The sequence below is a fragment of the Hydrogenophaga sp. genome, assembly GCF_048549895.1.
Classification (GTDB): domain Bacteria; phylum Pseudomonadota; class Gammaproteobacteria; order Burkholderiales; family Burkholderiaceae_C; genus Hydrogenophaga.
In genome coordinates, this window is record NZ_JBLYYB010000140.1 from 1 (window position 1) to 21,604 (window position 21,604).

The 21,604-nt window shown below is 64.9% G+C and carries 26 protein-coding genes and 1 pseudogene; 10 read left to right on the forward strand and 17 right to left on the reverse strand.

The features are described from left to right. The 8 genes and pseudogenes from ACN4F8_RS14255 to ACN4F8_RS14290 all read right to left on the reverse strand — a co-directional run. A pseudogene (locus ACN4F8_RS14255) lies at window positions 1-791 on the reverse strand (F0F1 ATP synthase subunit beta); the annotation flags it as partial. Between the two features lie 44 nt (window positions 792-835). After that, window positions 836-1,702 carry a F0F1 ATP synthase subunit gamma gene (gene atpG, locus ACN4F8_RS14260; RefSeq protein ID WP_300716783.1) on the reverse strand — a complete coding sequence of 289 codons (867 nt, stop codon included), beginning with the start codon at window positions 1,700-1,702 and terminating at the stop codon, window positions 836-838. Window positions 1,703-1,733: 31 nt separating this feature from the next. Continuing rightward, complete coding sequence (gene atpA / locus ACN4F8_RS14265) at window positions 1,734-3,290, reverse strand: F0F1 ATP synthase subunit alpha (protein ID WP_419474211.1); 1,557 nt, start codon at window positions 3,288-3,290, stop codon at window positions 1,734-1,736. 54 nt (window positions 3,291-3,344) lie between these two features. Further along, a complete protein-coding gene (locus ACN4F8_RS14270) occupies window positions 3,345-3,878 on the reverse strand; it encodes a F0F1 ATP synthase subunit delta (RefSeq protein WP_419474212.1) in 534 nt (177 codons plus the stop codon). Window positions 3,879-3,906: 28 nt separating this feature from the next. Next, window positions 3,907-4,377, reverse strand: a complete 471-nt coding sequence (locus ACN4F8_RS14275; protein WP_419474213.1) for a F0F1 ATP synthase subunit B — start codon at window positions 4,375-4,377, stop codon at window positions 3,907-3,909. 124 nt (window positions 4,378-4,501) lie between these two features. Next, the gene (gene atpE / locus ACN4F8_RS14280) at window positions 4,502-4,750 is read right to left on the reverse strand and encodes a F0F1 ATP synthase subunit C (protein ID WP_069048607.1); all 249 of its coding nucleotides are present in this window, start codon (window positions 4,748-4,750) and stop codon (window positions 4,502-4,504) included. 80 nt (window positions 4,751-4,830) lie between these two features. Beyond that, window positions 4,831-5,700 (reverse strand): F0F1 ATP synthase subunit A, encoded by an 870-nt coding sequence (gene atpB / locus ACN4F8_RS14285; protein WP_419474214.1) that lies wholly within the window; start codon window positions 5,698-5,700, stop codon window positions 4,831-4,833. A gap of 27 nt (window positions 5,701-5,727) precedes the next feature. Next, window positions 5,728-6,243, reverse strand: coding sequence for an ATP synthase subunit I (locus ACN4F8_RS14290; RefSeq protein WP_419474215.1), 516 nt, complete (start codon window positions 6,241-6,243; stop codon window positions 5,728-5,730). Window positions 6,244-6,375: 132 nt separating this feature from the next. Here ACN4F8_RS14290 and ACN4F8_RS14295 point away from each other — a divergent pair, with 132 nt between their 5' ends. Genes ACN4F8_RS14295 through lipA form a run of 4 tightly spaced genes read left to right on the forward strand, consistent with a single transcriptional unit; the run spans window position 6,376 to window position 9,309 of the window. Further along, window positions 6,376-7,275, forward strand: coding sequence for an aminotransferase class IV (locus ACN4F8_RS14295; RefSeq protein WP_419474216.1), 900 nt, complete (start codon window positions 6,376-6,378; stop codon window positions 7,273-7,275). A gap of 14 nt (window positions 7,276-7,289) precedes the next feature. Next, window positions 7,290-7,574, forward strand: coding sequence for a DUF493 family protein (locus ACN4F8_RS14300; RefSeq protein WP_419474217.1), 285 nt, complete (start codon window positions 7,290-7,292; stop codon window positions 7,572-7,574). Then, window positions 7,571-8,263 (forward strand): lipoyl(octanoyl) transferase LipB, encoded by a 693-nt coding sequence (gene lipB / locus ACN4F8_RS14305; protein WP_419474218.1) that lies wholly within the window; start codon window positions 7,571-7,573, stop codon window positions 8,261-8,263. The genes ACN4F8_RS14300 and lipB overlap by 4 nt, the downstream gene beginning before the upstream one ends. A 26-nt stretch (window positions 8,264-8,289) precedes the next feature. After that, a complete protein-coding gene (lipA, locus tag ACN4F8_RS14310; protein ID WP_419474219.1) occupies window positions 8,290-9,309 on the forward strand; it encodes a lipoyl synthase in 1,020 nt (339 codons plus the stop codon). A gap of 6 nt (window positions 9,310-9,315) precedes the next feature. On the opposite strand, the gene ACN4F8_RS14315 is transcribed toward lipA, so the two are convergent. Next, complete coding sequence (locus ACN4F8_RS14315; protein ID WP_419474236.1) at window positions 9,316-10,137, reverse strand: UDP-2,3-diacylglucosamine diphosphatase; 822 nt, start codon at window positions 10,135-10,137, stop codon at window positions 9,316-9,318. A gap of 91 nt (window positions 10,138-10,228) precedes the next feature. Continuing rightward, on the reverse strand, window positions 10,229-11,401 hold the full coding sequence (locus ACN4F8_RS14320) for a galactosyldiacylglycerol synthase (protein WP_419474220.1): 1,173 nt from the start codon (window positions 11,399-11,401) through the stop codon (window positions 10,229-10,231). A gap of 104 nt (window positions 11,402-11,505) precedes the next feature. Between ACN4F8_RS14320 and ACN4F8_RS14325 the strand changes: the two genes are divergently transcribed. Next, the gene (locus ACN4F8_RS14325) at window positions 11,506-12,348 is read left to right on the forward strand and encodes a DMT family transporter (protein WP_419474221.1); all 843 of its coding nucleotides are present in this window, start codon (window positions 11,506-11,508) and stop codon (window positions 12,346-12,348) included. A 3-nt stretch (window positions 12,349-12,351) separates the two neighbouring features. Here the strand turns inward: ACN4F8_RS14325 and ptsP are convergent, their stop codons facing one another. From ptsP to ACN4F8_RS14350, 5 genes are read right to left on the reverse strand one after another with little or no spacing between them, the layout of a single operon-like run. Then, on the reverse strand, window positions 12,352-14,103 hold the full coding sequence (gene ptsP / locus ACN4F8_RS14330) for a phosphoenolpyruvate--protein phosphotransferase (protein ID WP_419474222.1): 1,752 nt from the start codon (window positions 14,101-14,103) through the stop codon (window positions 12,352-12,354). After that, a complete protein-coding gene (locus tag ACN4F8_RS14335; protein ID WP_159608366.1) occupies window positions 14,100-14,369 on the reverse strand; it encodes an HPr family phosphocarrier protein in 270 nt (89 codons plus the stop codon). Before ACN4F8_RS14335 ends, ptsP begins: the two co-directional genes overlap by 4 nt. Next, window positions 14,338-14,784 (reverse strand): PTS sugar transporter subunit IIA, encoded by a 447-nt coding sequence (locus ACN4F8_RS14340; RefSeq protein WP_419474223.1) that lies wholly within the window; start codon window positions 14,782-14,784, stop codon window positions 14,338-14,340. Before ACN4F8_RS14340 ends, ACN4F8_RS14335 begins: the two co-directional genes overlap by 32 nt. A 9-nt stretch (window positions 14,785-14,793) precedes the next feature. Beyond that, a complete protein-coding gene (locus tag ACN4F8_RS14345; RefSeq protein WP_419474224.1) occupies window positions 14,794-16,059 on the reverse strand; it encodes an MFS transporter in 1,266 nt (421 codons plus the stop codon). Beyond that, a complete protein-coding gene (locus ACN4F8_RS14350; RefSeq protein ID WP_419474225.1) occupies window positions 16,056-16,607 on the reverse strand; it encodes a hypothetical protein in 552 nt (183 codons plus the stop codon). The genes ACN4F8_RS14345 and ACN4F8_RS14350 overlap by 4 nt, the downstream gene beginning before the upstream one ends. A 67-nt stretch (window positions 16,608-16,674) precedes the next feature. Between ACN4F8_RS14350 and ACN4F8_RS14355 the strand changes: the two genes are divergently transcribed. Together ACN4F8_RS14355 and ACN4F8_RS14360 are read left to right on the forward strand one after the other, a co-directional pair. Beyond that, window positions 16,675-17,940, forward strand: coding sequence for a CaiB/BaiF CoA transferase family protein (locus ACN4F8_RS14355; RefSeq protein WP_419474226.1), 1,266 nt, complete (start codon window positions 16,675-16,677; stop codon window positions 17,938-17,940). Window positions 17,941-17,950: 10 nt separating this feature from the next. Then, window positions 17,951-18,358 (forward strand): thioredoxin fold domain-containing protein, encoded by a 408-nt coding sequence (locus tag ACN4F8_RS14360; protein ID WP_419474227.1) that lies wholly within the window; start codon window positions 17,951-17,953, stop codon window positions 18,356-18,358. Between the two features lie 6 nt (window positions 18,359-18,364). Here ACN4F8_RS14360 and ACN4F8_RS14365 read toward each other — a convergent pair whose 3' ends face one another. Next, entirely contained in the window at window positions 18,365-19,066 is a 702-nt protein-coding gene (locus ACN4F8_RS14365) for a DUF4197 domain-containing protein (RefSeq protein ID WP_419474228.1), read from the reverse strand. Between the two features lie 69 nt (window positions 19,067-19,135). Here ACN4F8_RS14365 and ACN4F8_RS14370 point away from each other — a divergent pair, with 69 nt between their 5' ends. After that, window positions 19,136-19,660 (forward strand): TlpA family protein disulfide reductase, encoded by a 525-nt coding sequence (locus tag ACN4F8_RS14370; RefSeq protein WP_419474229.1) that lies wholly within the window; start codon window positions 19,136-19,138, stop codon window positions 19,658-19,660. A 79-nt stretch (window positions 19,661-19,739) separates the two neighbouring features. Here the strand turns inward: ACN4F8_RS14370 and ACN4F8_RS14375 are convergent, their stop codons facing one another. Continuing rightward, window positions 19,740-20,192 (reverse strand): c-type cytochrome, encoded by a 453-nt coding sequence (locus ACN4F8_RS14375; RefSeq protein ID WP_419474230.1) that lies wholly within the window; start codon window positions 20,190-20,192, stop codon window positions 19,740-19,742. A 140-nt stretch (window positions 20,193-20,332) separates the two neighbouring features. Here ACN4F8_RS14375 and ACN4F8_RS14380 point away from each other — a divergent pair, with 140 nt between their 5' ends. Both ACN4F8_RS14380 and ACN4F8_RS14385 read left to right on the forward strand, forming a co-directional pair. Further along, window positions 20,333-21,007 carry a cytochrome b/b6 domain-containing protein gene (locus ACN4F8_RS14380; protein WP_419474231.1) on the forward strand — a complete coding sequence of 225 codons (675 nt, stop codon included), beginning with the start codon at window positions 20,333-20,335 and terminating at the stop codon, window positions 21,005-21,007. 86 nt (window positions 21,008-21,093) lie between these two features. Next, complete coding sequence (locus ACN4F8_RS14385) at window positions 21,094-21,591, forward strand: GNAT family N-acetyltransferase (RefSeq protein ID WP_419474232.1); 498 nt, start codon at window positions 21,094-21,096, stop codon at window positions 21,589-21,591. The last annotated feature ends 13 nt before the right edge of the window (window positions 21,592-21,604 follow it).

Here is a 21,604-nt window from a genome sequence, read left to right on the forward strand (position 1 = left end):
GCGGACACTTCGGTACCGGCCAGCGTGTAGCGGTAGATGTTGTCCACGAAGAACAGCACGTCACGGCCTTCGTCGCGGAACGACTCGGCGATGGTCAGGCCGGTCAGGGCCACGCGCAGACGGTTGCCTGGAGGCTCGTTCATCTGGCCGTACACCATGGCCACTTTGGACTCGCCCAGGTTCTCCAGATTCACGACGCCGGAGTCGGCCATCTCGTGATAGAAGTCGTTGCCTTCGCGGGTGCGCTCACCCACACCGGCGAACACCGACAGACCGCTGTGGGCCTTGGCGATGTTGTTGATGAGTTCCATCATGTTCACGGTCTTGCCCACACCGGCGCCACCGAACAGACCCACCTTGCCACCCTTGGCGAACGGGCAGATCAGGTCGATCACCTTGATGCCGGTTTCCAGCAGTTCTTGCGAAGGCGACAGCTCGTCATAAGCCGGGGCCTTGCGGTGGATGGAGGCGGTCAGCGCCTGGTCCACCGGGCCGCGCTCGTCGATGGGCGCGCCGAGCACGTCCATGATGCGGCCCAGCGTGGCCTTGCCCACGGGCACCATGATGGGTTCAGCGGTGTTGCTCACCACCATGCCGCGGCGCAGGCCGTCGGAGGAACCCAGCGCAATGGTGCGGACCACGCCGTCACCGAGCTGCTGCTGGACTTCCAGCGTCAGCGCGGAGCCTTCCATTTTCAGGGCGTCGTAAACGCGCGGCATCTGGTTGCGCGGAAATTCGACGTCGACCACGGCGCCAATGCACTGAACAATCTTGCCTTGTACTTGAGACATGATGGATACCTTTTAAATTCTCTGGATTCTGTTGAACGGCTGCTTCAGACCGCTGCGGCGCCGGCGACGATTTCCGAAAGCTCTTTCGTGATCGCAGCCTGACGGGTCTTGTTGTAGACCAGCTTGAGTTCGCTGATGACGCTGCCGGCGTTGTCGGTGGCGGCTTTCATGGCCACCATGCGCGCGGACTGCTCGGACGCCATGTTTTCGGCCACGGCCTGGTAGACCTGGGCTTCCACGTAGCGCAACAAAAGCTCGTCAATGACGGCCGGTGCATCGGGTTCGTAGATGTAGTCCCAGTCACGACCACCTGCGTTGTCCTGCAGTTCACCGGCGTTGAGAGGCAACAGCTTCTCGACCACCGACTCCTGCTTCATCGTGTTGATGAACTTGGTGTAGCAGACGTAGACAGCGTTGACGCGTCCTTCGGTGTACGCATCCAGCAAGGTTTTCACCGGGCCGATCAGCTTGTCCAGGTGCGGCGTGTCGCCCAAACCCGTCACACTGGACACCACCTTGGCACCGATGCGGTTCATGAACGCCAGGCCCTTGTTGCCGATGGCCACCACTTCAGCCGTCTGGCCCTGCGCCTGCAGGTCCTTGAGCTGGGTCGTCACCGCGCGCAGCACGTTGGTGTTCAAACCGCCGCACAGACCCTTGTCGGTCGTCACCACCACAAAACCCGCGACCTTGGCGTCGTTGGTCTGCATGAAGGGGTGCGTGTACTCGGGGTTGGCGCGGCTCAGGTTGCCGGTGATCTGGCGCACTTTCTCCGCATAAGGCCGGGCCGCACGCATGCGTTCCTGCGCCTTGCGCATTTTGGAGGCGGCGACCATTTCCATGGCTTTGGTGATCTTCTTGGTGTTCTCCACCGATTTGATCTTGCCGCGTATTTCCTTGCCTGCTGCCATTGTGTTTCCTCTAAGAAGTCAATGGGCCGGATCAGTAGGTGCCGGTTTTCTTGAAGTCGGCGATGGCGGCTGCCAGTTGGGCTTCAGCGTCCTTGTCCATGGCCTTGTCGTTTTCCAGCTTGGCCAGCAGCGCTGCGTGCTTGTCCTTGAGGAAAGCGTGCATGCCGTTTTCGAACGAAAGCACCTTCTTGACTTCGATGTCATCCAGGTAACCCTTGTTCACGGCGAACAGCGTGGACGCCATCAGACCGATCGACTGGGGGCTGTACTGGGCCTGCTTGAGCAGTTCGGTCACGCGGGCACCGCGGTCGAGCTGCTTGCGGGTGGCTTCGTCCAGGTCGGATGCGAACTGAGCGAACGCAGCCAGTTCACGGTACTGGGCCAGGTCGGTACGGATACCACCGGACAGGCTCTTGATCAGCTTGGTCTGGGCAGCACCACCGACGCGCGACACCGAGATACCGGCGTTGATGGCGGGGCGGATACCGGCGTTGAACAGGCTGGTTTCCAGGAAGATCTGGCCGTCGGTGATCGAGATCACGTTCGTGGGCACGAAAGCAGACACGTCGCCGGCCTGCGTTTCGATGATGGGCAGTGCGGTCAGCGAACCGGTCTTGCCTTTGACTTCACCCTTGGTGAAGGCTTCGACGTAGTCGGCGTTCACGCGAGCGGCGCGCTCGAGCAGACGGCTGTGGAGATAGAACACATCGCCAGGGTAGGCTTCGCGACCTGGCGGGCGGCGCAGCAGCAGCGAAACCTGGCGGTAAGCCACGGCCTGCTTGGACAGGTCGTCATACACGATCAGGGCATCCTGGCCACGGTCGCGGAAGTACTCGCCCATGGTGCAGCCGGAGTAGGCCGACAGGTACTGCATGGCAGCGGATTCGGAAGCCGAGGCGGCCACGACGATGGTGTACTCCATCGCACCAGCCTGCTCCAGGGCACGCACCACGTTTTTGATCGACGAGGCTTTCTGGCCGATCGCGACGTAAACGCAGGTCATGTTCTGACCCTTCTGGTTGATGATCGCGTCGATCGCAACCGCCGTCTTGCCGGTCTGGCGGTCGCCGATGATCAGCTCGCGCTGACCACGGCCCACGGGCACCATCGAGTCGATCGACTTCAGGCCGGTCTGCACCGGCTGGTCCACCGATTTGCGGGCGATCACGCCGGGCGCAACCTTCTCGATCACGTCGGTCATCTTGGCGTTGACCGGGCCTTTGCCGTCGATGGGAGCACCCAGGGCGTTGACCACGCGGCCAATCAGCTCGGGACCCACCGGCACTTCCAGAATGCGGCCCGTGCACTTGACGGTTTCGCCTTCGGAGATGTGCTCGTACTCACCCAGAATCACGGCGCCCACGGAGTCGCGCTCCAGGTTCAGCGCCAGGCCGAAGGAAGGCACGCCATCCTTGTTGGCCGGGAATTCCAGCATCTCGCCCTGCATCACGTCGGACAGGCCGTGGACGCGGACGATGCCGTCGGTCACCGACACCACGGTGCCCTGGTTGCGCACATCGGTCGATGTGCCCAGTCCCTCGATGCGGGACTTGATCAGTTCGGAGATTTCAGCGGGATTGAGTTGCATGACTCTTTCCTTCTTTCGTTAAATGGTGAGCAGGCGGGCGCGGGGTGACAGCGGTCAGGCCGCAGTCAAGGCGGTTTTCATGTGTTCCAGGCGGGCTTTGATCGAGGTGTCGAGCACTTCGTCGCCCACCACCACGCGAATGCCACCGATCAACTCGGGCTGCAGTTCTACCTGCAGGTTGAGCTTGCGGGCAAAGCGCTTTTCCAGCACGCCGGAGAGATCGGCCAACGCAGCGCTGTCGATCGCAAAGGCGCTGTAGACCACGGCATCGAAGGCGCCTTGCTGCGCGTTCTTCAAAGCACGGAACTGGTCCGCGATTTCAGGCAGCGCGGCCAGGCGGCCATTGTCGATCACGGTGCGCAGGAAGTTCTGCGCCATCGCGGGCAGGCCCGTCTTGATCACACCGGTGACCAGGTTGAACACCTGTTCGGGTGTGGTCCTGGGGTTGTCGGCGTACAGGCGAAGCTGTTCATCGGCAGCCACCGACGCCAGCTCGTCGAGCCAGGCGGCGGTGCCTGCCGCGCCAGTGCCAGAGGCCTGGAACAGCGCTTCCGCGTAAGGGCGGGCAATGGTGGCGATTTCGGCCATGGTTGTCCTTTGGTGCCGTGTCGGGGGATCAGAGCTCGGTCTTCAGGCGGCCCAGCAACTCGGCGTGAACGCCGGCGTTGACTTCGCGCTTGAGGATCTGCTCGGCGCCCTTGACAGCCAGCGCAGCCACTTGCTCGCGCAGGGCTTCGCGGGCCTTGACGATCTGTTGTTCGGCTTCCAGGTGAGCGGCGGCCACAATCTTGTTGGCTTCATCGGTCGCACGCGCCTTGGCCTCTTCGATCACGGTTTGTGCACGGCGCTCGGCGTCGGCCAGACGGGTGGCAGCTTCGTTGCGCGATTTGCCCAACTCTTCTTCCACACGCTTGTTGGCCACGGCCAATTCGGACTTGGCTTTTTCGGAAGCCGCCAGACCCTCGGAAATCTTCAACGCACGCTCATCGAGCGCCTTGGCAATCGGGGGCCACACGAATTTCATCGTGAACCACACCAGGATCGCAAAGACGATGGCCTGCGCAAAGAGGGTTGCATTGATGTTCATCGCAACGCCTTTCTGTGTGTTGACAAATGGGGCAATGAGACCGCTGCGAGATCAGCAAGGAACCGGGTTGCGGGCCGCAGTGGCCCGCCCCGCAGGGCCTTGCTGCGCGTGGCAGCAAATCCCATCAAGCCAGCGTGAAGGGGTTGGCGAATGCGAACAGGAGGGCGATGGCCACGCCGATCAGGAAGGCCGCGTCGATCAGACCGGCCAAGATGAACATCTTGGTTTGCAGGTCGTTCATCAGCTCGGGCTGGCGAGCCGACGCTTCCAGAAATTTGCCGCCCATAAGCGCGATGCCGATGGATGCGCCGATGGCGCCCAGACCGACGATGAGACCGCAAGCCAGTGCGACAAGACCCAGAACGTTTTCCATGATGACTCCTATGAGATGAACGAAAGTTGAAAAAAGGAAAGAGAGAAACGAGAACTCAGAGCGAGGACAGGCCGCGCAACTCAGTGAGCGTCATGCGCCTGCCCGAGGTAAATCAGGGCCAGCATCATGAAAATGAACGCCTGCAAGGTGATGACCAGGATGTGGAACAAGGTCCAAACCGTGCCTGCGATCACATGTCCGACGAAGAAGAGTCCACCACCGAGCGAGAGGGAGGCAAAACCACCCAGCAACGCAATCAGCATGAAGACCAGCTCACCCGCGAACATGTTTCCGAACAACCGCATGCCGTGGGAGACCGTCTTGGCCACGAACTCGATCATCTGCATCAGGAAGTTGATCACACCCAGCAGCAGCGCCCAGATGGGGTTCTTGCTGGTGCCAAAGGGCGCGGTCACAAGCTCGTGCGTCCAGCCGCCGATGCCCTTGATCTTGATGTTGTAGAACAGGCACATCAACAGTACGGACACGGACAGGCCGAGCGTGGTGGAGAGGTCGGCGGTGGGCACGACGCGCAAGTAATCGGGGTAACCCATGGCCGGGCCGGCAGCGTGCCAGATGGAGGGCAGCAGGTCCACCGGGATCATGTCCATGAAGTTCATCATGAAAATCCAGACAAACACGGTCAGCGCCAGAGGGGCGACCAGCTTGCGGCTGTGGGCGTTGTGGATGACGGCCTTGGCCTGGCTGTCGACCATCTCGACCAGCATTTCCACAGCGGCCTGAAACCGGCCGGGCACGCCTGCGGTGGATTTGCGGGCGGCAAGCCACAGCACGAAACAAATCAGGATACCCAGTAGGGAACTGACGATCACCGAATCAACGTTGATGATCGAAAAGTCGACGATCGACTCTTGCTTCTTGTTCGTCAGATGAACCAGGTGATGGCGGATGTATTCGCCGGGGGTCAGAGCGCTGCCTTCAGTTGCCATGTTCGTTTGCACCGATTTGTCGGAAATTCAACCGTTTAGATTTGCGCGCCGGGCCTGGATCCAGAATCCAAACCAGTACACCTTGAGAACCAACACCAGACCGGCCAACAGGCCCAGCCAATTCAGCTCGGGGACGATCCAGGGGGCCGACCACAACATGGCAACCACCAGCAAAATCTTGACCCCCTCCCACAACAAAAACCCGGCGAATGCCGCTTGCGCATAGCCCGCCAACAGGCGACTCAATGCGCTGGACGTCAAACCGTAGACCATCAAGGCCGACGGCAACACCACTGCCACTGCGCCGTAGAGGACCGACCAGGCGACCGAACTCGATTGCGTGAGCAACCAGGCCAAGGCGCCAGCGGACAAGCCCACCAACAACTGCACACCCACCAGACGCCACAAGGAAATGCGCGGCTGGCTGGCTCGCCACTGCTGCGCTTCTTCTCGCGTCAGTTGCTTGAATTCAATCTCTTGCTCACCATCTGACCCATCAGCCTGGTTCTGCGACTCCGGGTCGACGCGTTGCATTGTCGACATGGATGGTTACAGACAGGTTACGGTTGGGCGACATTCGCAAAGCCGCTGATTATACGTAGAAACCCCATGGCTCCGTCAAGGCTGAGTGCAGCTTGTGCGTCTGCTGTTGCCACCGCCGCCGATAATCGTTTCATGACCGCTGCGAACTGGGGCTCCTCCCCCGATCTGCCCGACACCCTCTGTTACCTCAACGGCGCATTCACCGAGCTGCGCAACGCCCAGGTCAGCGTGCTGGACCGTGGCTTCATTTTTGGCGATGGCGTGTACGAGGTACTGCCGTGTTACGGCGGTGTGGCGTTCCGTTTTGACCAGCACATGGCGCGCCTGGACCGGTCGCTGACCGAGCTGCGCATCAGGAACCCCCTGTCTCGCGCCGAGTGGTGGGCGATCGCGCAGCGCCTGGCGCTCTCGCTGCGAGACAGCCGTGGCGCCGTCCATCAATTGATCTACATCCAGGTCACCCGAGGCGTGGCGCTGAGGGACCACGCCATGCCGGCCGACACCGCGCCCACGGTGTTCATGATGGTGAGTGAGATGAAACTGGCCACGCCGGCCCAACGCGAACACGGCGTGGCCTGCGTCACCGCCGACGATTTCCGCTGGGAGAAGGCCCACATCAAAAGCACCAGCCTGCTGGGCGCGGTGTTGGCGCGCCAGATCAGCGTGGACGCCGGCGCGGTGGAAACCGTGATGTTTCGTGGCGAGCATCTGAGCGAAGCGGCCTCCAGCAATGTGTGGGTGGTCAAGAACGGCGTGGTCATGGGGCCACCCAAAGACAACCTGGTGCTGGAAGGCATCCGCTTCGGGCTGATTGAAGAACTCTGCCGGACGCAGGGCCTGCGGTTCGAACTGCGCCCCATCACGCGGGCCGATGTGCTGGAAGCCGACGAACTGCTGCTGTCATCCGCCACCAAAGAGGTGCTGCCCATCACCCGTCTCGATGGCCAGCCCGTCGGGCAAGGCGCCCCCGGCCCCATTTACCAACGCCTGTACGCGGCCTACCAGCAAGCCGTGGCCGCCTTGTCGACCTGAACCGGAGAAGCCCCATGGAACAACCCCGCGACATCCCGCCCGAACAATCGCTGATCGAGTACCCGACACAATTTCCCATCAAGGTGATGGGCGCAAACGTGGAGGGCTTCGTCGACGCCATGGTGCACGTGGCCCGCGCGTTCGATGCCACCTTTGATGTCGGTACCGTGGAGCAGCGTCCGAGCAAGGCGGGCAACTACATGGGCCTGACGCTGACCGTGCACGTGACCAGCCGCGAACAACTCGACGAGCTCTACCGCACGCTGACCACCCACCCCATGGTCAAAATCGTCCTGTGAACATTCGAGACCTGGGCCTGGTGGCTTACGACACCACCTACGAGGCCATGCAGGCCTTCACGTCGGAGCGCACGGCAGACACGCCCGACGAACTCTGGATCTGCGAGCACCCGCCCGTCTTCACCCAGGGCCTGGCCGGTCGCGAAGACCACCTGCTCGCCCCGGGCAACATCCCGGTGGTGCAGACCAACCGGGGTGGTCAGGTGACTTACCACGGCCCTGGCCAGTTGGTGGCGTATCCGTTGATCGACTTGCAACGCGCAGGCTACTACGTCAAGGAATACGTCTACCGGGTCGAAGAAGCCGTGATCCGCACGCTGGCCGCGTTCCAGGTCACCGGTCACCGCGTGGCCGGTGCGCCCGGCATTTACGTGCGGCTGGACGATCCGTTCAGCCACGCCCTGCTGCCGCAGCGCCCGCAGAAGAGAAATCCTGGCGAGCCGCTGCCGCCCCCCGACTTCACCGGCCTGGGCAAGATCGCCGCACTCGGCATCAAGGTCAGCCGCCATTGCACCTACCACGGTGTGGCGCTCAACGTGGCGATGGACCTGCAACCCTTCCAGCGCATCAACCCGTGTGGCTACACCGGCCTGCAAACGGTGGACCTTTCTACAATCGGGGTCGCGGTTTCATGGGACGAAGCCGCACACGTGTTGAGCCAGAAGCTCGGCGCCTCCCTCTCGCCCTGACTCCAAGCGCCACCCGCGCCGCCGCCATGAACCGCACCAACTCCCCTGCTCTCGAAACCGCCGCCGTCACCACCGTGCGCGAGGCTCAGCCCGCTGCCAGCTACGACGCCACCGCCAAGCAGAAGAGCCAGGCCAAGACCGCACGCATCCCCATCAAGGTCGTGCCGGCCGAGGTGCTGAAGAAGCCCGAGTGGATCCGCGTGAAGGCCGGCAGTCCCACCACGCGCTTCTACGAGATCAAGGACATCCTGCGCGCCAACAAGCTGGTGACGGTGTGCGAAGAGGCGAGCTGCCCCAACATCGGTGAGTGCTTCGGCAAGGGCACGGCTACCTTCATGATCATGGGCGACAAGTGCACACGGCGCTGCCCGTTCTGCGACGTGGGCCACGGCCGCCCCGATCCGCTGGACGTGAACGAACCCGACAATCTGGCCAAAACCATCGCGCAGCTCAAGCTGAAATACGTGGTGATCACCAGCGTGGACCGCGACGACCTGCGCGACGGTGGCGCCGGTCACTTCGTCGCCTGCATCGAGAAGACCCGCGCACTCTCACCGCAGACGCAGATCGAGGTGCTGGTGCCCGACTTTCGTGGCCGCGACGACCGCGCGCTCGAGATCCTCAAGGCCGCGCCACCCGACGTGATGAACCACAACATGGAGACCGTGCCGCGCCTGTACAAGGAAGCGCGCCCGGGATCGGACTACCAGTTCAGCCTGAACCTGCTCAAGAAGTTCAAGGCCCTGTTCCCGCATGTGCCGACCAAGAGCGGCCTGATGGTTGGCCTGGGCGAGACCGACGAAGAAATTCTGGCCGTCATGCGCGACATGCGCGCGCACAACATCGACATGCTCACCATCGGCCAGTACCTCGCACCCAGCGGCCACCACCTGCCGGTGCGCCGCTACGTGCACCCCGACACCTTCAAGATGTTTGAAGCCGAGGCCTACAAGATGGGCTTCAGCCATGCAGCCGTGGGCGCCATGGTGCGCAGCTCGTACCACGCCGACCAGCAAGCGCACGACGTGCTCAATCCCACGGCCTGATCCGGTTCAGACCGCCGCAGGAAACAACCCGGGCTGCGCCATCGAGTGCCCGGCATCGGACTGACCGGATCGACCCGACCAGTCCAGGATTTCAAGCCGGCCATCGGCGTGCTCCACCAGCGCGGTGAGGCTCTCCACCCAATCACCGTCGTTGCAATACAGGATGCCGTCGATGGTGCGGATCTCGGCGTGGTGGATGTGTCCGCACACGACACCGTGCACGCCGCGCTCACGCGCCTCGCGCGCCACCGCCACCTCGAAGTCCCCCACGTAGCTCACCGCGCGCTTGACCTTGAGCTTGAGGTAGCGCGACAGGCTCCAGTACGGCAGGCCCAGACGGGCGCGGGTCGAGTTGAGGTGTCGGTTGATGCGCAGGGTGAGCTCGTAAGCCCAGTCGCCCACGTGGGCCAGCCATTTCGCGCACTGGATCACGCCGTCGAAGTAGTCGCCGTGCGTGACCCACAACAGGCGCCCGTCGGCGGTCTGGTGAATCGCTTCATCCACCACTTCGACGCCCCCGAAGTTGTGGCCCAGGTACTTGCGCGCGAACTCGTCGTGGTTGCCGGGCACAAACACCACGCGCGTGCCTTTGCGCGCCTTGCGCAACAGCTTCTGCACCACGTCGTTGTGGGTCTGAGGCCAGTACCACTGCCGCCTGAGCTGCCAGCCGTCGATGATGTCACCCACCAGATACAGCGTGTCGCACTCCACGCGCTTGAGGAAATCGAGCAGCGGCGTCGCCTGGCAGCCTGGTGTGCCCAGGTGCAGATCGGATATCCACACGGTGCGCACACGCAGCCCGCCGGGTGCGTCCGCATCGGAGTCCATCGGGTCCGCAGAGCTCAGCAGGGGGAGGAGGTCACGTCGCATGGGCATCCAGTTTGAAGATCGCTTGCGACGCCTGCGTGAAGTCTCGGCGTCAATCGAATGACAACGCGGGCTCGACCCATCGCGCCCGATCGGCCACCGCCGCGAGGCGCGCCTGCAGGATGGCCGCCAGCCGCTGCGGCACCTCCATCGCGGCGTGGTTTTCCACCGCAGCGGCGCGCCGTTTGAATTCGTCGAGCCGTGGCAACAGCCGACCCACCGCCACATCGATCTGGCCGAAGCTGCGCAGCGTCACGCCCACACCCTGCTCGCGTACCCAACCGGTGTTCCAGCGCTCCTGCGGCATGGTCCAGGCGTTGCGTGTGACGATGACCGGCAGACCCATCTGCACCGCTTCGCTGATGGCACCAGGCCCCGGCTTGCCGACGAAAAAATCGGCCAGATGCATCCAGTGCGCCACGTCCGGCGTGTAGCCCACCACCACGCGCGGCGCCACCGACGGCAAGGCACGCAGCGACTGTGCCAGCGCCTCGTTGCGCCCGCACAGCAAGATCAAGGGCACCTCGGGCAAGGCCGCAGCAATGCGCTTCATGACGCGCGAGCCCGCACCACCAAACATGACCAGCCCCACGGGCTGGTGTGGATCGAGTCCCAGCGCGGCGCGCTCCCGGGCGCGGTCCAGCGCCGCCGGGGCATGAAAGGCCGGGCGCAACAGCATGCCGCTGACACGGTGCACCTGCGCAGGCCCGCAGCCCGCCTGCAGCGCCTGCTCCTGGGCATGCGCTGTGCCACACACAAGGTGCTGGCCCGTGCCCGGCTCCATCCAGAACGCAGGCGGGTGGTCGGCCATGTCGGTCAACACCGTGACAAACGGCGTCTGCGGTCGGGCCAGGGCCAGGCTGTCGTGGAGTGCGCGGTTGAAGTTCGGGATCAGCGACACGACCATGTCGGGCCGGGTTTCGCGCCAGTGCGCGGCCAGGCGCTCCACCAGCAGCGGATGGCTCCAGCGAATCGCACGCTGCAACAGCTTGAGTTCTTGCGAAAGCCCCAACGTGAACCCGCTGGCCAGGCGCTTGTTGTAGAGGTCCTCCGGATCGAAACCCATGACCCGGCGAAAGCGGCCCGCCGGATCGATGACCTCGGTGAAGTTCACCTTGCGAACGCGCCACGGCAAGCCCTGCGCCTCGATCGCCAGCGACAGCGCCTCGGCGGCGGCGCGATGACCGCCACCCGCGTTGAACCAGACCAGATCGACGTTGAGCATGCCGCGATGTTGTGCGGCCTTTGCGACCCGGGCATGACGCCCGCATGACGTGTGCGTGACGCCGCGAGCCCTGCGACGATCCTGCGGCGCGGTAACCTCTGCGCATGAACGCCAACCTCCTCGCCTTGGGCGCCATCGCGCTGTGGGCCTCGCTTGCCGCACTCGGTGTGGCCCTCTCACACGTACCCCCCTTTCTGCTCACGGGCCTGTCGCTGCTGGTCGGCAGCCTGATCGCGTTGCCGCTCTCGCGCTTCGACTTCCGCCAGTGGCGCGTGCCGGCCAGCACCCTGGCGCTGGGCGTGTACGGCCTGTTCGGCTACCACTTCCTGCTCTTCATCGCGCTGCGCCACGCGCCACCGGTGCAGGCCAACCTGGTGAACTACCTCTGGCCCCTGGGTATCGTGGTGATGGCGCCGATCTTCCTGCCCGGCATGACGCTCACAGGTCGCCACATCTTTGCCGCCTTGCTGGGCTTTGCGGGTGCGGCGCTGGCCATCCTCGGCGGGGCAGGCGAAGCGGGTGACACGCAGTGGGCCTGGGGCTACATCCCGGCCTTGGCCTCGGCCTTCATGTGGTCCAGCTATTCGCTCATGACGAAACGTGTGCGCGCCTTCCCCACCGCCGCCATCGGCAGCTTCGCGCTGCTCTCGGGCGTGCTCTCGTTGCTGTGCCACGCGCTGCTGGAGCCTGCGGTCTCGCTCTCAAGCCAGGACATGCTGCTCATCGCCGTGCTCGGCCTGGGTCCGCTCGGTGGTGCGTTCTTTCTGTGGGACGCAGCGCTCAAACGCGGCGATGCGCGGCAGATCGGCGTGCTGAGCTTTCTCACGCCACTGTTGTCCACGTTGACTTTGCTGCTGGTGCGGGGTGAAATGCCGAGCCTGGAAATCGGTCTGGCCGCTTTGATGATCGTGGGCGCGGCGGTGATCGCCACGCGCCGGAACAACTGAGTTTCAGTCGGTCATCAACGCGGCTGGATCTTCCGCTGCCAGCACCGTCTGCGCCCAGGTCTGCAGACGCACCGTGTCACAACGCAGGATCTGCTGCTTGACCGCCAGGATCTGCGACGGGTGCATGGAAAAACTGCGCAGGCCCAGGCCCAGCAGCAGGCGCGTCATGGCCACGTCGCCCGCCATCTCGCCGCACACGCTCACGCCTTTGCCCAGCGCCTGGCATTGTGCGATGGTGCTGGCCAGCAGGTGCAGCACGGCGGGGTGCACCGGGTCGTAGAGGTGCGAGACGGCTTCGTCGGCGCGATCGATCGCCAGCGTGTACTGGATCAGGTCGTTGGTGCCGATCGAGAGAAAGTCGAAGTGCTTGAGGAACAGCGGGATCGTGAGCGCCGCTGCAGGCACCTCGATCATCGCGCCGAGCTTCACCGCACCCTGGCGCACGCCGGAGGCCTCCAACTGCTCCCGCGCGCGGTTCACCAGCGCCAGCGTCTGGCGGATCTCGCTGGCGTGCGCGAGCATGGGAATGAGCAGGTGCACCGGCCCGTGCGCGGCCGCGCGCAGGATGGCTCGCAACTGCGCGAGAAACATGGCCGGGTCGGCCAGGCTCCAGCGGATCGCGCGCAGGCCCAGCGCCGGGTTGAGGTGGTCTTCGCCCGCGCGCTGGGCCACGCGGTCCAGCGGTTTGTCGGCGCCCACGTCCACCGTGCGAATCGTCACCGGCAGGCCCTGCATGCCCTCGACCGCGCGTTTGTAGGCCTGGTATTGCTCTTCCTCGTCGGGCAGCTTGCCGTTGCGTCCCATGAAGAGAAATTCGCTGCGAAACAGCCCCACGCCCACCGCACCGGCTTTCAGCGCGCCCACCGCGTCTTCGGGTTGTTCGATGTTGGCCAGCAGCTCGATCTTCTGCCCGTCGAGCGTGACGGCGGGTGTGTTCTTCAGGCGCGAGAGGCGCTCGCGTTCGACCTCACCCTGGCGCTGCTTGAAGCCGTATTCGGCCAGCAGGATGGGCGACGGGTCGACCACCACCACGCCGGCATCGCCGTCGATGATGACCCAGTCGTCCTGCTCGATCAGCTGGCTGGCCGAGCGCGCACCGACCACGGCCGGGATGTCCATGCTGCGCGCGACGATGGCCGTGTGGCTGGTCTTGCCGCCCACGTCGGTGACGAAGCCGGCGAACACGCTCTGTTTGAACTGCAGCATGTCGGCCGGCGAGAGGTCGTGCGCGATCAGCACCAGCGGCACGTCGACCGCGTTGTCTTGCCCGGGGCGTGGCTGGCCGGCGCCCACGGGCGAAGCCACGCCGCGCATCACCCGCAGGATGCGCTCGACCACCTGTTCCAGGTCGGCCTTGCGCTCGCGCAGGTAGGGGTCTTCCATTTCGTCGAACTGGCGCGCGATCACCTCCAGCTGGGTGGTGAGCGCCCATTCGGCGTTGTAGTGGCGCTCGACGATCCAGTGCTTGACGCCACCGGTGAGCTGCTCGTCCTGCAGCAGCATGAGGTGCACGTCGAGCAGGGCCGTGAGTTCGGGATGCGCATCCGAGGGGCCCAGCTCATGCAGGCTCTGCTGCACCTTCAGGATTTCTGCGGCCACCTCGTTGCGCGCATGGCGCAACCGCTCGATCTCGCCCTGAACCTGCTCGGCCTGCACGAAGTAGTGCGCCACATCGATCCGGCTCGACGCCACGATCACCGCCCGCCCGATGGCAATGCCCCGGGAGACGGCGAGACCGTGGACGCTGAAGCTCACTCACCCTCTCCGAACTTGTCGTTGATGAGAGCCACAAGCGCGTCCATGGCCACCGCCTCGTCCGCCCCGATGGTCTCCACCTCGACCGTGCTGCCCAACCCCGCGGCCAGCATCATCACGCCCATGATGCTTTTGGCATTCACACGGCGGTCACCGCGCGACATCCACACGTCGCTGGCGAAGCTGCCGGCGAGTTTGGTGAGTTTGGCCGAGGCGCGTGCATGCAGCCCCAGCTTATTGCTGATGGTCACGGTGGTCTTGATCATGGGTGGCTCGTCTGGCCTGGTTTTGCGGAGCGGTCACCGCCACCTGAATCACCCCCTGCGTGGCACCGATCATGGCGCGCGAGATCAGCGCATCCAGCGACTCGTGGCGGTACGACACGGTGCGCAGCAGCATGGGCAGGTTCACGCCGGCGATCAACTTGGAGTTGATGCCGTCGATGAGTTTCTGCGCCACGTTGCACGGCGTGGCGCCGAACACGTCGGCCACCACCAGGGTTTGCGGCAGTTGCATCTGGCGCATGAGCGCACGCGCCTGGGCCAGCGATTCTTCGGGCGGTACGTTGGGTTGAACATCGAGTGCTGCGACAGCCTCGGCGCTGTCGGGGAACACATGCATGACGCACTGTCGCAAGGCCGAAGCCAGGGGTGCGTGCGCGATGATGAAGATGCCGTTCATGAGCGCAGTTTAGCTGGCCTGTGCCGTGGGGCGGGCTCGCCAGGCGCGCCAGAAAGCGAGGTAGGCGAACACGCAACACACACCGAAGAAAGCGATGGCTCCGCGGTAGCGAACAGGCTCGCTCCAGCCGAACACGGTGAGCGCCTCGATCAAGAGGCCAATGCCCCATTGCACGCCGAACACACCACCGAAGATCGCAAGGTTGTAGGCCGACAAGGCACGGCCTGCGGCCTCGGGTGGCAAGGCCAGCGCCACCGCCGGCTGCGAGAGGGAAGCGAACGTGCTGGTCACACAGAACAGCGCCCACCACTCCCAGCCAGCGCCGGCCCCGCGCCACACGATGGATGCCAGCACCACAAAGCTCAACGGCAGGCCCCAGGCGATCAGGCGCTCGGGTTTGAGGCCGCGCCGCGCCAGGTGCGGATTGACCACGCCCCAGAGCCAGAAGGCGCAGAGCATGGAGAGGTTGATGCCGAACAGACCGGCCGCGGCCTGCTGCGGCGAGTAACCCGCCACCTTCACCATCCACGGCCCGGCCCACAGGGTCTGCATCGCGACCATGCCGCCGTAGTTCACAAAGCCGATCGGCAGCATCTGGCGGAAGTACCGGTGGCGCCAGATGAGGCCGTAACCCGTGGCGGCGGACGGCTGTTCTTCTGTGGGAAGGGGGCTGGTCTGCCGCCAGCGCGGCACCGCGAGCGCCAGACCCACCATCGACAACGCAATCAGCGCGGCCAGCAGCCAGAACAACCCGCGCCAGCCGGTGTAGGGCATGAGCCATTGCACCGGCAGGGTGGCGGCCACCATGCCCAGCGAGCCGGTCATGAGCATCCACGAGTTCGCGCGCAGTTGTGTGGCGGGCGCAAGCCAGCGGCGAAAACCGGTGAGCGGTGCCATGAGGCAGGCGCTCACGCCCATGCCGGTGAGCACGCGCGCGGCCAGCAGGCCAGAGAAGCTGGTGGCCAGCGCAAACGCCACGCAACCGAGCACGGCCACCGCCAAGAAGGCCAGGATCACCTGGCGCGGGCCGTGTCGGTCCAGCCAGTTGCCCAGCGGCAACTGCGTGAGCGCAAAGCCGAGGAAGTAACCGCCGGCGAGCAGGCCGAGGTCACCCGCGTTCAGGTCGAGCTCCAGGCTCAGCGTGGGCGAGAGCGTGGCCGTGACCGCGCGCACCAGGGCCGAGAGGAAGTACGTGATCGCGAACGTCAGGAAGACGATGACCGCCGCGCGCGTGCCCAGCGCGTCGCGGTCGGCGTGTGTCGGCACGCCGGTCATGGCAGCTTCAGTCCGCCAAAAAACGTGGCGCTGACCTCGTCGCTGGCCGGGCCATAGATCGCGGCCTGGAACACCTGCGCGTCACGCGCGAAATACACCGTCCGGGCCTGCACCACCTGGCCCTGCGGGTCGGTGCCCTGCGCCGTGATGCCTTGCACAAGCGTGGCGCCGGCCACGGTGGCGCTCCAGCGGTGGGCCGGGTCGGTGTGCAAGACCGGGTCCACGCGGATCGCGGCCAGCGAGGCGCGCTGCCAGTCGCTCAGCGTGGCGGGCGCGGCGGTGGCGTCGGGCGCATTGGCCCAGGCCAGTGCGAAGGTGAGTCCCCCGGCTTTGCAGCTGTGCATGTGCAACACCGTGGGCGCACCACCCAGCGGCACCGAACGTTCGGCGGTCTCGGGTTTGCAGGGCAGCAGCGCCTGCAGGGGCGTGCCTTCGGGGCGCAGTTCGCGCCAGTTGAAGGTGGGATAACAGGCGGTCAATGCGACGGCCATCAGCACACCGATGGGCCCGAGGCGGCGCACGGCGTGGAGGGATGCTGGTGAATGCATGGGGTGGAAAGGGAGACGCCACTGTGGTGACACCGCCGTGGCAGCGGGCGCGCGCAAAATGGCAAACATGAACGCATTGCATGGTATCCGCATCCTCGATTTGTCCCGCGTGCTCGCCGGCCCCTGGTGCACGCAAACCCTCGCCGATCTGGGCGCCGACGTCGTCAAAGTCGAACGCCCGCCGAGTGACAACCACCCCGGCGGCGACGACACGCGCGGCTGGGGTCCGCCCTTCCTGCGCGGGCGCGACGGCAGCGACACCGCCGAGGCCGCTTACTACCTCGGTGCCAACCGCAACAAGCGCTCCATCACCTGCGACATCGCCACACCAGCGGGCCAGGCGCTGATCCGCGAACTCGCGGCCAAGGCCGATGTGTTCGTGGAGAACTACAAGGTGGGCGACATGGCGCGTTATGGGCTCGACTTTGCAAGCCTGCACGCCATCAATCCCAGGCTGGTGTACTGCTCCATCACCGGCTTCGGCCAGACCGGCATCTACAAGGACCGCGCGGGTTACGACTTCGCCGTGCAGGCCATGGGTGGCCTCATGAGCGTGACCGGCGAGCGCGATGAGTTGCCCGGCGGCGGCCCACAGAAAGTGGGCGTGGCGGTGGCCGACCTGTTCACCGGGCTGTACGCCACCGTGGCCATCCAGGCCGCGCTGCGCCACGCCGAGCGCACCGGCGAGGGCCAGCACATCGACATGGCCCTGCTCGACACACAAGTGGCCATGCTCGCCAACCTCGGCGCCAACTACCTGGTGCGCGGCCGCGACGACGGCAAGGTGCCGGGCCGCGCAGGCAACGCCCACGCCAACATCGTGCCCTACCAGGTGTTTGAGGTGGCGCCCGACGCGCAGGGCCAGACGCAACACATCATCCTGGCGGTGGGCAACGACGGCCAGTTCGCCAAGTTCTGCGCCGTGGCAGGCCATCCCGAGCTGGCGCTGGACGCGCGCTTTGCGCAGAACCAGAACCGGGTGCGTCACCGCGCCGTGCTGGTGCCCTTGCTGGAAACCATCCTCAAGACCCGCGGCAAGGCCGACTGGCTCGCCGCGCTGGAAGCCGCCAAGGTGCCCTGCGGCCCGATCAACAACCTGGCCGAGGTGTTCGCCGACGAACATGTGCTCTCGCGCGGCATGGTGCAGCGCTGGTCGCACCCGCTCTCGGGTGACGTCGATCTGGTCGCCAGCCCGCTCAAGCTCAGTGCCACACCGGTGCGCAACGACCTGCCACCACCCCTGCTGGGCCAGCACACCGCCGAGGTGCTGGGCGACTGGCTGGGCAGCACGCCCGAACAACTCGCCGAGTTGAAGCGCAGCGGCGCGGTCTGAAAGGCTGTGGATGGCCGCCCCTGCCTTGCCCACCCCCGCCTCGCTGCGCGGCGCCGCACAAGCCGCCGCCGCACGAGGCGAGCCATTGGTGGTCATGACCACGCTCAAGGGCTGCGTGTACTGCGAGCTGGTGCGCAACAACTACCTCGCTCCCATGCGCCGCGAGGGCTTGCTGGTGGCGGTGCAGATCGATGTGCAGGACCGCCAGTCCAACCTGCAGGGTTTTGCCGGGGACACCACAACGCCGGCCGATCAGGCCCGCGCCTGGAAGGCGCGCTTCACGCCCACGGTGATGTTCTTCGGGCCCGACGGCCAGGAACTGGCTGAGCGCCTGGTGGGCGTGGCCGTACCGGATTTTTTTGGCGAGTACCTGCAGGCGCGCTTGGTCGAAGCGCGGAGCAAGCTCAAGAAAATCTGAGCGCGTTCACTTGAGCGCGCCAAACACCTTCTGGAGGATGGCACTGCCGGTGCCCACCGGGTCCTGGCGGATCTTGCGCTCTTCTTCGCCAATGATGGTGTAGAGGCCATCGAGCGACTTGCCGGTCACGTACTTCTGGATGTTGGCGTCTTCGGACTTGACCAACCCAATGCCCGCAGCCTTGCCCGCGACCTTGTTGTACTGGTTGGCCAGGCCCACTTTTTCGGTGGCCTTGGTCACCACCGGCAGAAACTTCTCGCTCAGCGGCGAGCGGGTTTTCTCCGCAAAGAACTGCGTCACCGAGTTGTCGCCACCTCCCAGGATGTTTTTGGCGTCCGTCACGCTCATCGACTTGACCGCGTTCACCAGCAAGTCCTTGCCCATGGGCACAGCGGCTTCGGCCGCGCGGTTCATGCTCGTGACCAGCTCGTCCACACGCTTGCCCTGGCCGGTGAGCTTGAGCAGCTTGGACGCGTCTTCCAGAAAACCGGGCAAAGGAATCCGAACTTTTGGATTGCCAAGGAATCCATCGGTCTTGCCCAGCAGCGCCACGGCCGCCAGAGCGCCTTTTTCAAGCGCCACCTTGATGCCTTTGCTGGCGTCGCCTTCGGTGAGATCGCCCAGCGACAAGGCGCGCGCCTGCTGGTGGGCAGCGAGGATGAGCAGACCGATGGCGGCGGTGGACTGGGTAAACTGGCGGCGCTGCATGCGGTGTCTCCTGGGATGCGGATGAACGAACGACGTGGGGCAATGTAGCCCCCGGGAAATGAAAACACAATGACCGAACTCGACCGTCCCGGCCTCTCGCGCCGCCGCAGCCTCGCAGCCATGGCGGCACTGGGTGCGGCCGCCACGCTGGGTCTCGCAGGCTGTGCCGGCGGCGAGGCCGCTCCCGACTCCACCTTCGTGCTGCTCGACGGCTCCAAGGCCACCACGGCCGACCTCAAGGGCAAGGTCACGTTGGTGAATTTCTGGGCCACCACCTGCGTTTCGTGCGTCAAGGAAATGCCGCAGATCGTGGCCACCTGGCACAAGTACCAGGGGCAGGGCTTCGACACCGTGGCCGTGGCCATGGAATACGACCCGCCCAACTGGGTGCTCAACTTTGCGCAGAGCCGCCAGTTGCCCTTCAAGGTGGCGCTGGACAACACGGGTGAAGTGGCCCGGCAGTGGGGCGACGTCAAGCTCACGCCCACCACCTACCTCGTGGACAAGCAGGGCCGCATCGTCAAACGCTACGTGGGCGAGCCGGACTTTGCGGCGCTGCACCAGCTCATCGAAAAACTGCTGGCCCAGACCTGAAGCGGCACAGCGTCACACAACAAAAAGCCGGGACCTGGGTCCCGGCTTTTATGCTTTCAGACCGACGCCTTGAGCGCCATCACTCCTTGCGGTAAGCGTCGTGGCAGGCCTTGCAGGTCTGGCCCACAGCGCCAAAGGCGGTCTTCACCGCGTCGAGGTTGCCGGTTTTGGCAGCGGCGCTCAGCTTGGTGGCCTCGGCTTGAAACTTGTCGGCGCCTTCTTTCCATTTGGCCTGTTCGGTCCAGATGGCCGGCAGCGCGCGCGTGTCGCCCTTGTCGGTGCCCGGACCGAAGCCCTCCCACGGCAGCTTGCTCATGGTCTCCACAATGGCTGCGCTGTCGGCAGCCACCTTCGGATCAAACGGCACGCGACCGTTGGCCATGGCGCCCACGCGAGAGAAGTGGCTGGCCATCACGGTGAATGCGGCCTTGCGGTACTTCACCGCGTCCTCGGGCTTCTGGAACTGGGCCAAAGCCGGCGCAGACAGACTGGTGATCGCAATGGCCATGGCCAGCGGGGCGAGAATCTTCATGAACACTCCTGAGCGTGGTTGAATAAACAAGGCAGCACAGTGGCCGCCTGCGCGTGAGTGTGCTGGTGCCCCGGAAGTTCCGCCGGAACTGTCGGCATGTCCCCGGGCTCCACTCTCCTTTGAACTCCTTCCTTTCGACCATGCAAACCATCCGCGTCTGGGACTTGCCCACCCGCCTGTTTCACTGGCTGCTGGCAGCGGCCGTGGTGGGCCTCGTGATCACCGCCAACATCGGCGGCAACTGGATGAACTGGCACTTGCGCCTGGGCTATGCGGTGTTGGCCCTGTTGCTGTTCCGCGTGGTCTGGGGCTTCGTGGGAGGACACTGGTCGCGCTTCGGCAGCTTTCTGTATGCGCCATCGGCAGTCATCGCTTACCTGCAGGGCAGAGCCCGCCCCGAGCACCGGGTGGGGCACACGCCGCTGGGCGCGCTGTCGGTGTTTGCCTTGTTGGCAGTGTTGCTGGCGCAGGTGGCCACCGGCCTCATGAGCGACGACGAGATTGCCTTCTTCGGCCCCTTGGTGCGCTTTGTCTCGGGCGACACCGTGGCTGCCGCCACCAGCTATCACAAGAACGTGGGCAAGTTCATCGTCATCGCGCTGGTGGTGCTACACGTGGCGGCCATCCTGTTCTACAAGTGGTTCAAACAGGACGGGCTGGTGCGCCCCATGGTGGTGGGGGACAAACAACTCGCGGCGGGCCTCGTCGTGCCGCACGCGCGCGACTCGGCTGCATCCCGGCTGCTGGCGCTGGCCGTGCTCGCGGTGTGCGGCGGGGCTGTGGCCTGGCTGGTCCAACTGGGCAACGCTTCCTAAGGGCCACATCAACCATGTCTGTCGCCATGCCTGTCGTATAGTGGCCGGCCAGGCAACGCACCGGCTCCGACCCCCACCCACCCCGCATGAAATCCCACGAAACGGCCGACGTCACCCTCCGGCTGGCCGAGTTTCCCGCCGACCTGAACACGGTCAGGTCCTTGTTTCTCGACTACCAGGCCGACATGGGCATCGACCTGTGCTTTCAGGGATTTGACGACGAGCTGGCGGGCCTGCCGGGAGAGTACGCACCACCCAACGGCTCCGTTTTTCTGGCCAGTGTGGGCGGCGAGCCGGCGGGCTGTTGCGCGTTTCGATCACTCACCAACACCGACCACCTGAACGCCTGCGAAATGAAACGGCTCTTCGTGCGCCGTGCGTTCCGCGGTTTCGGCCTGGGACGCCTGCTGGTCGAACGCGTCATGACGGATGCCCACCTCGCGGGCTACACCACCATGCTGCTCGACACACTCAGCGACATGGAGACGGCTCGCGCCCTCTACCAGGAGGCCGGCTTTGTCGAGGTGGCGCCGTTCTATCACAACCCCATTCCAGGGGCGCACTACCTCAAGGTGGATCTCTGAGGATCGCACCGCA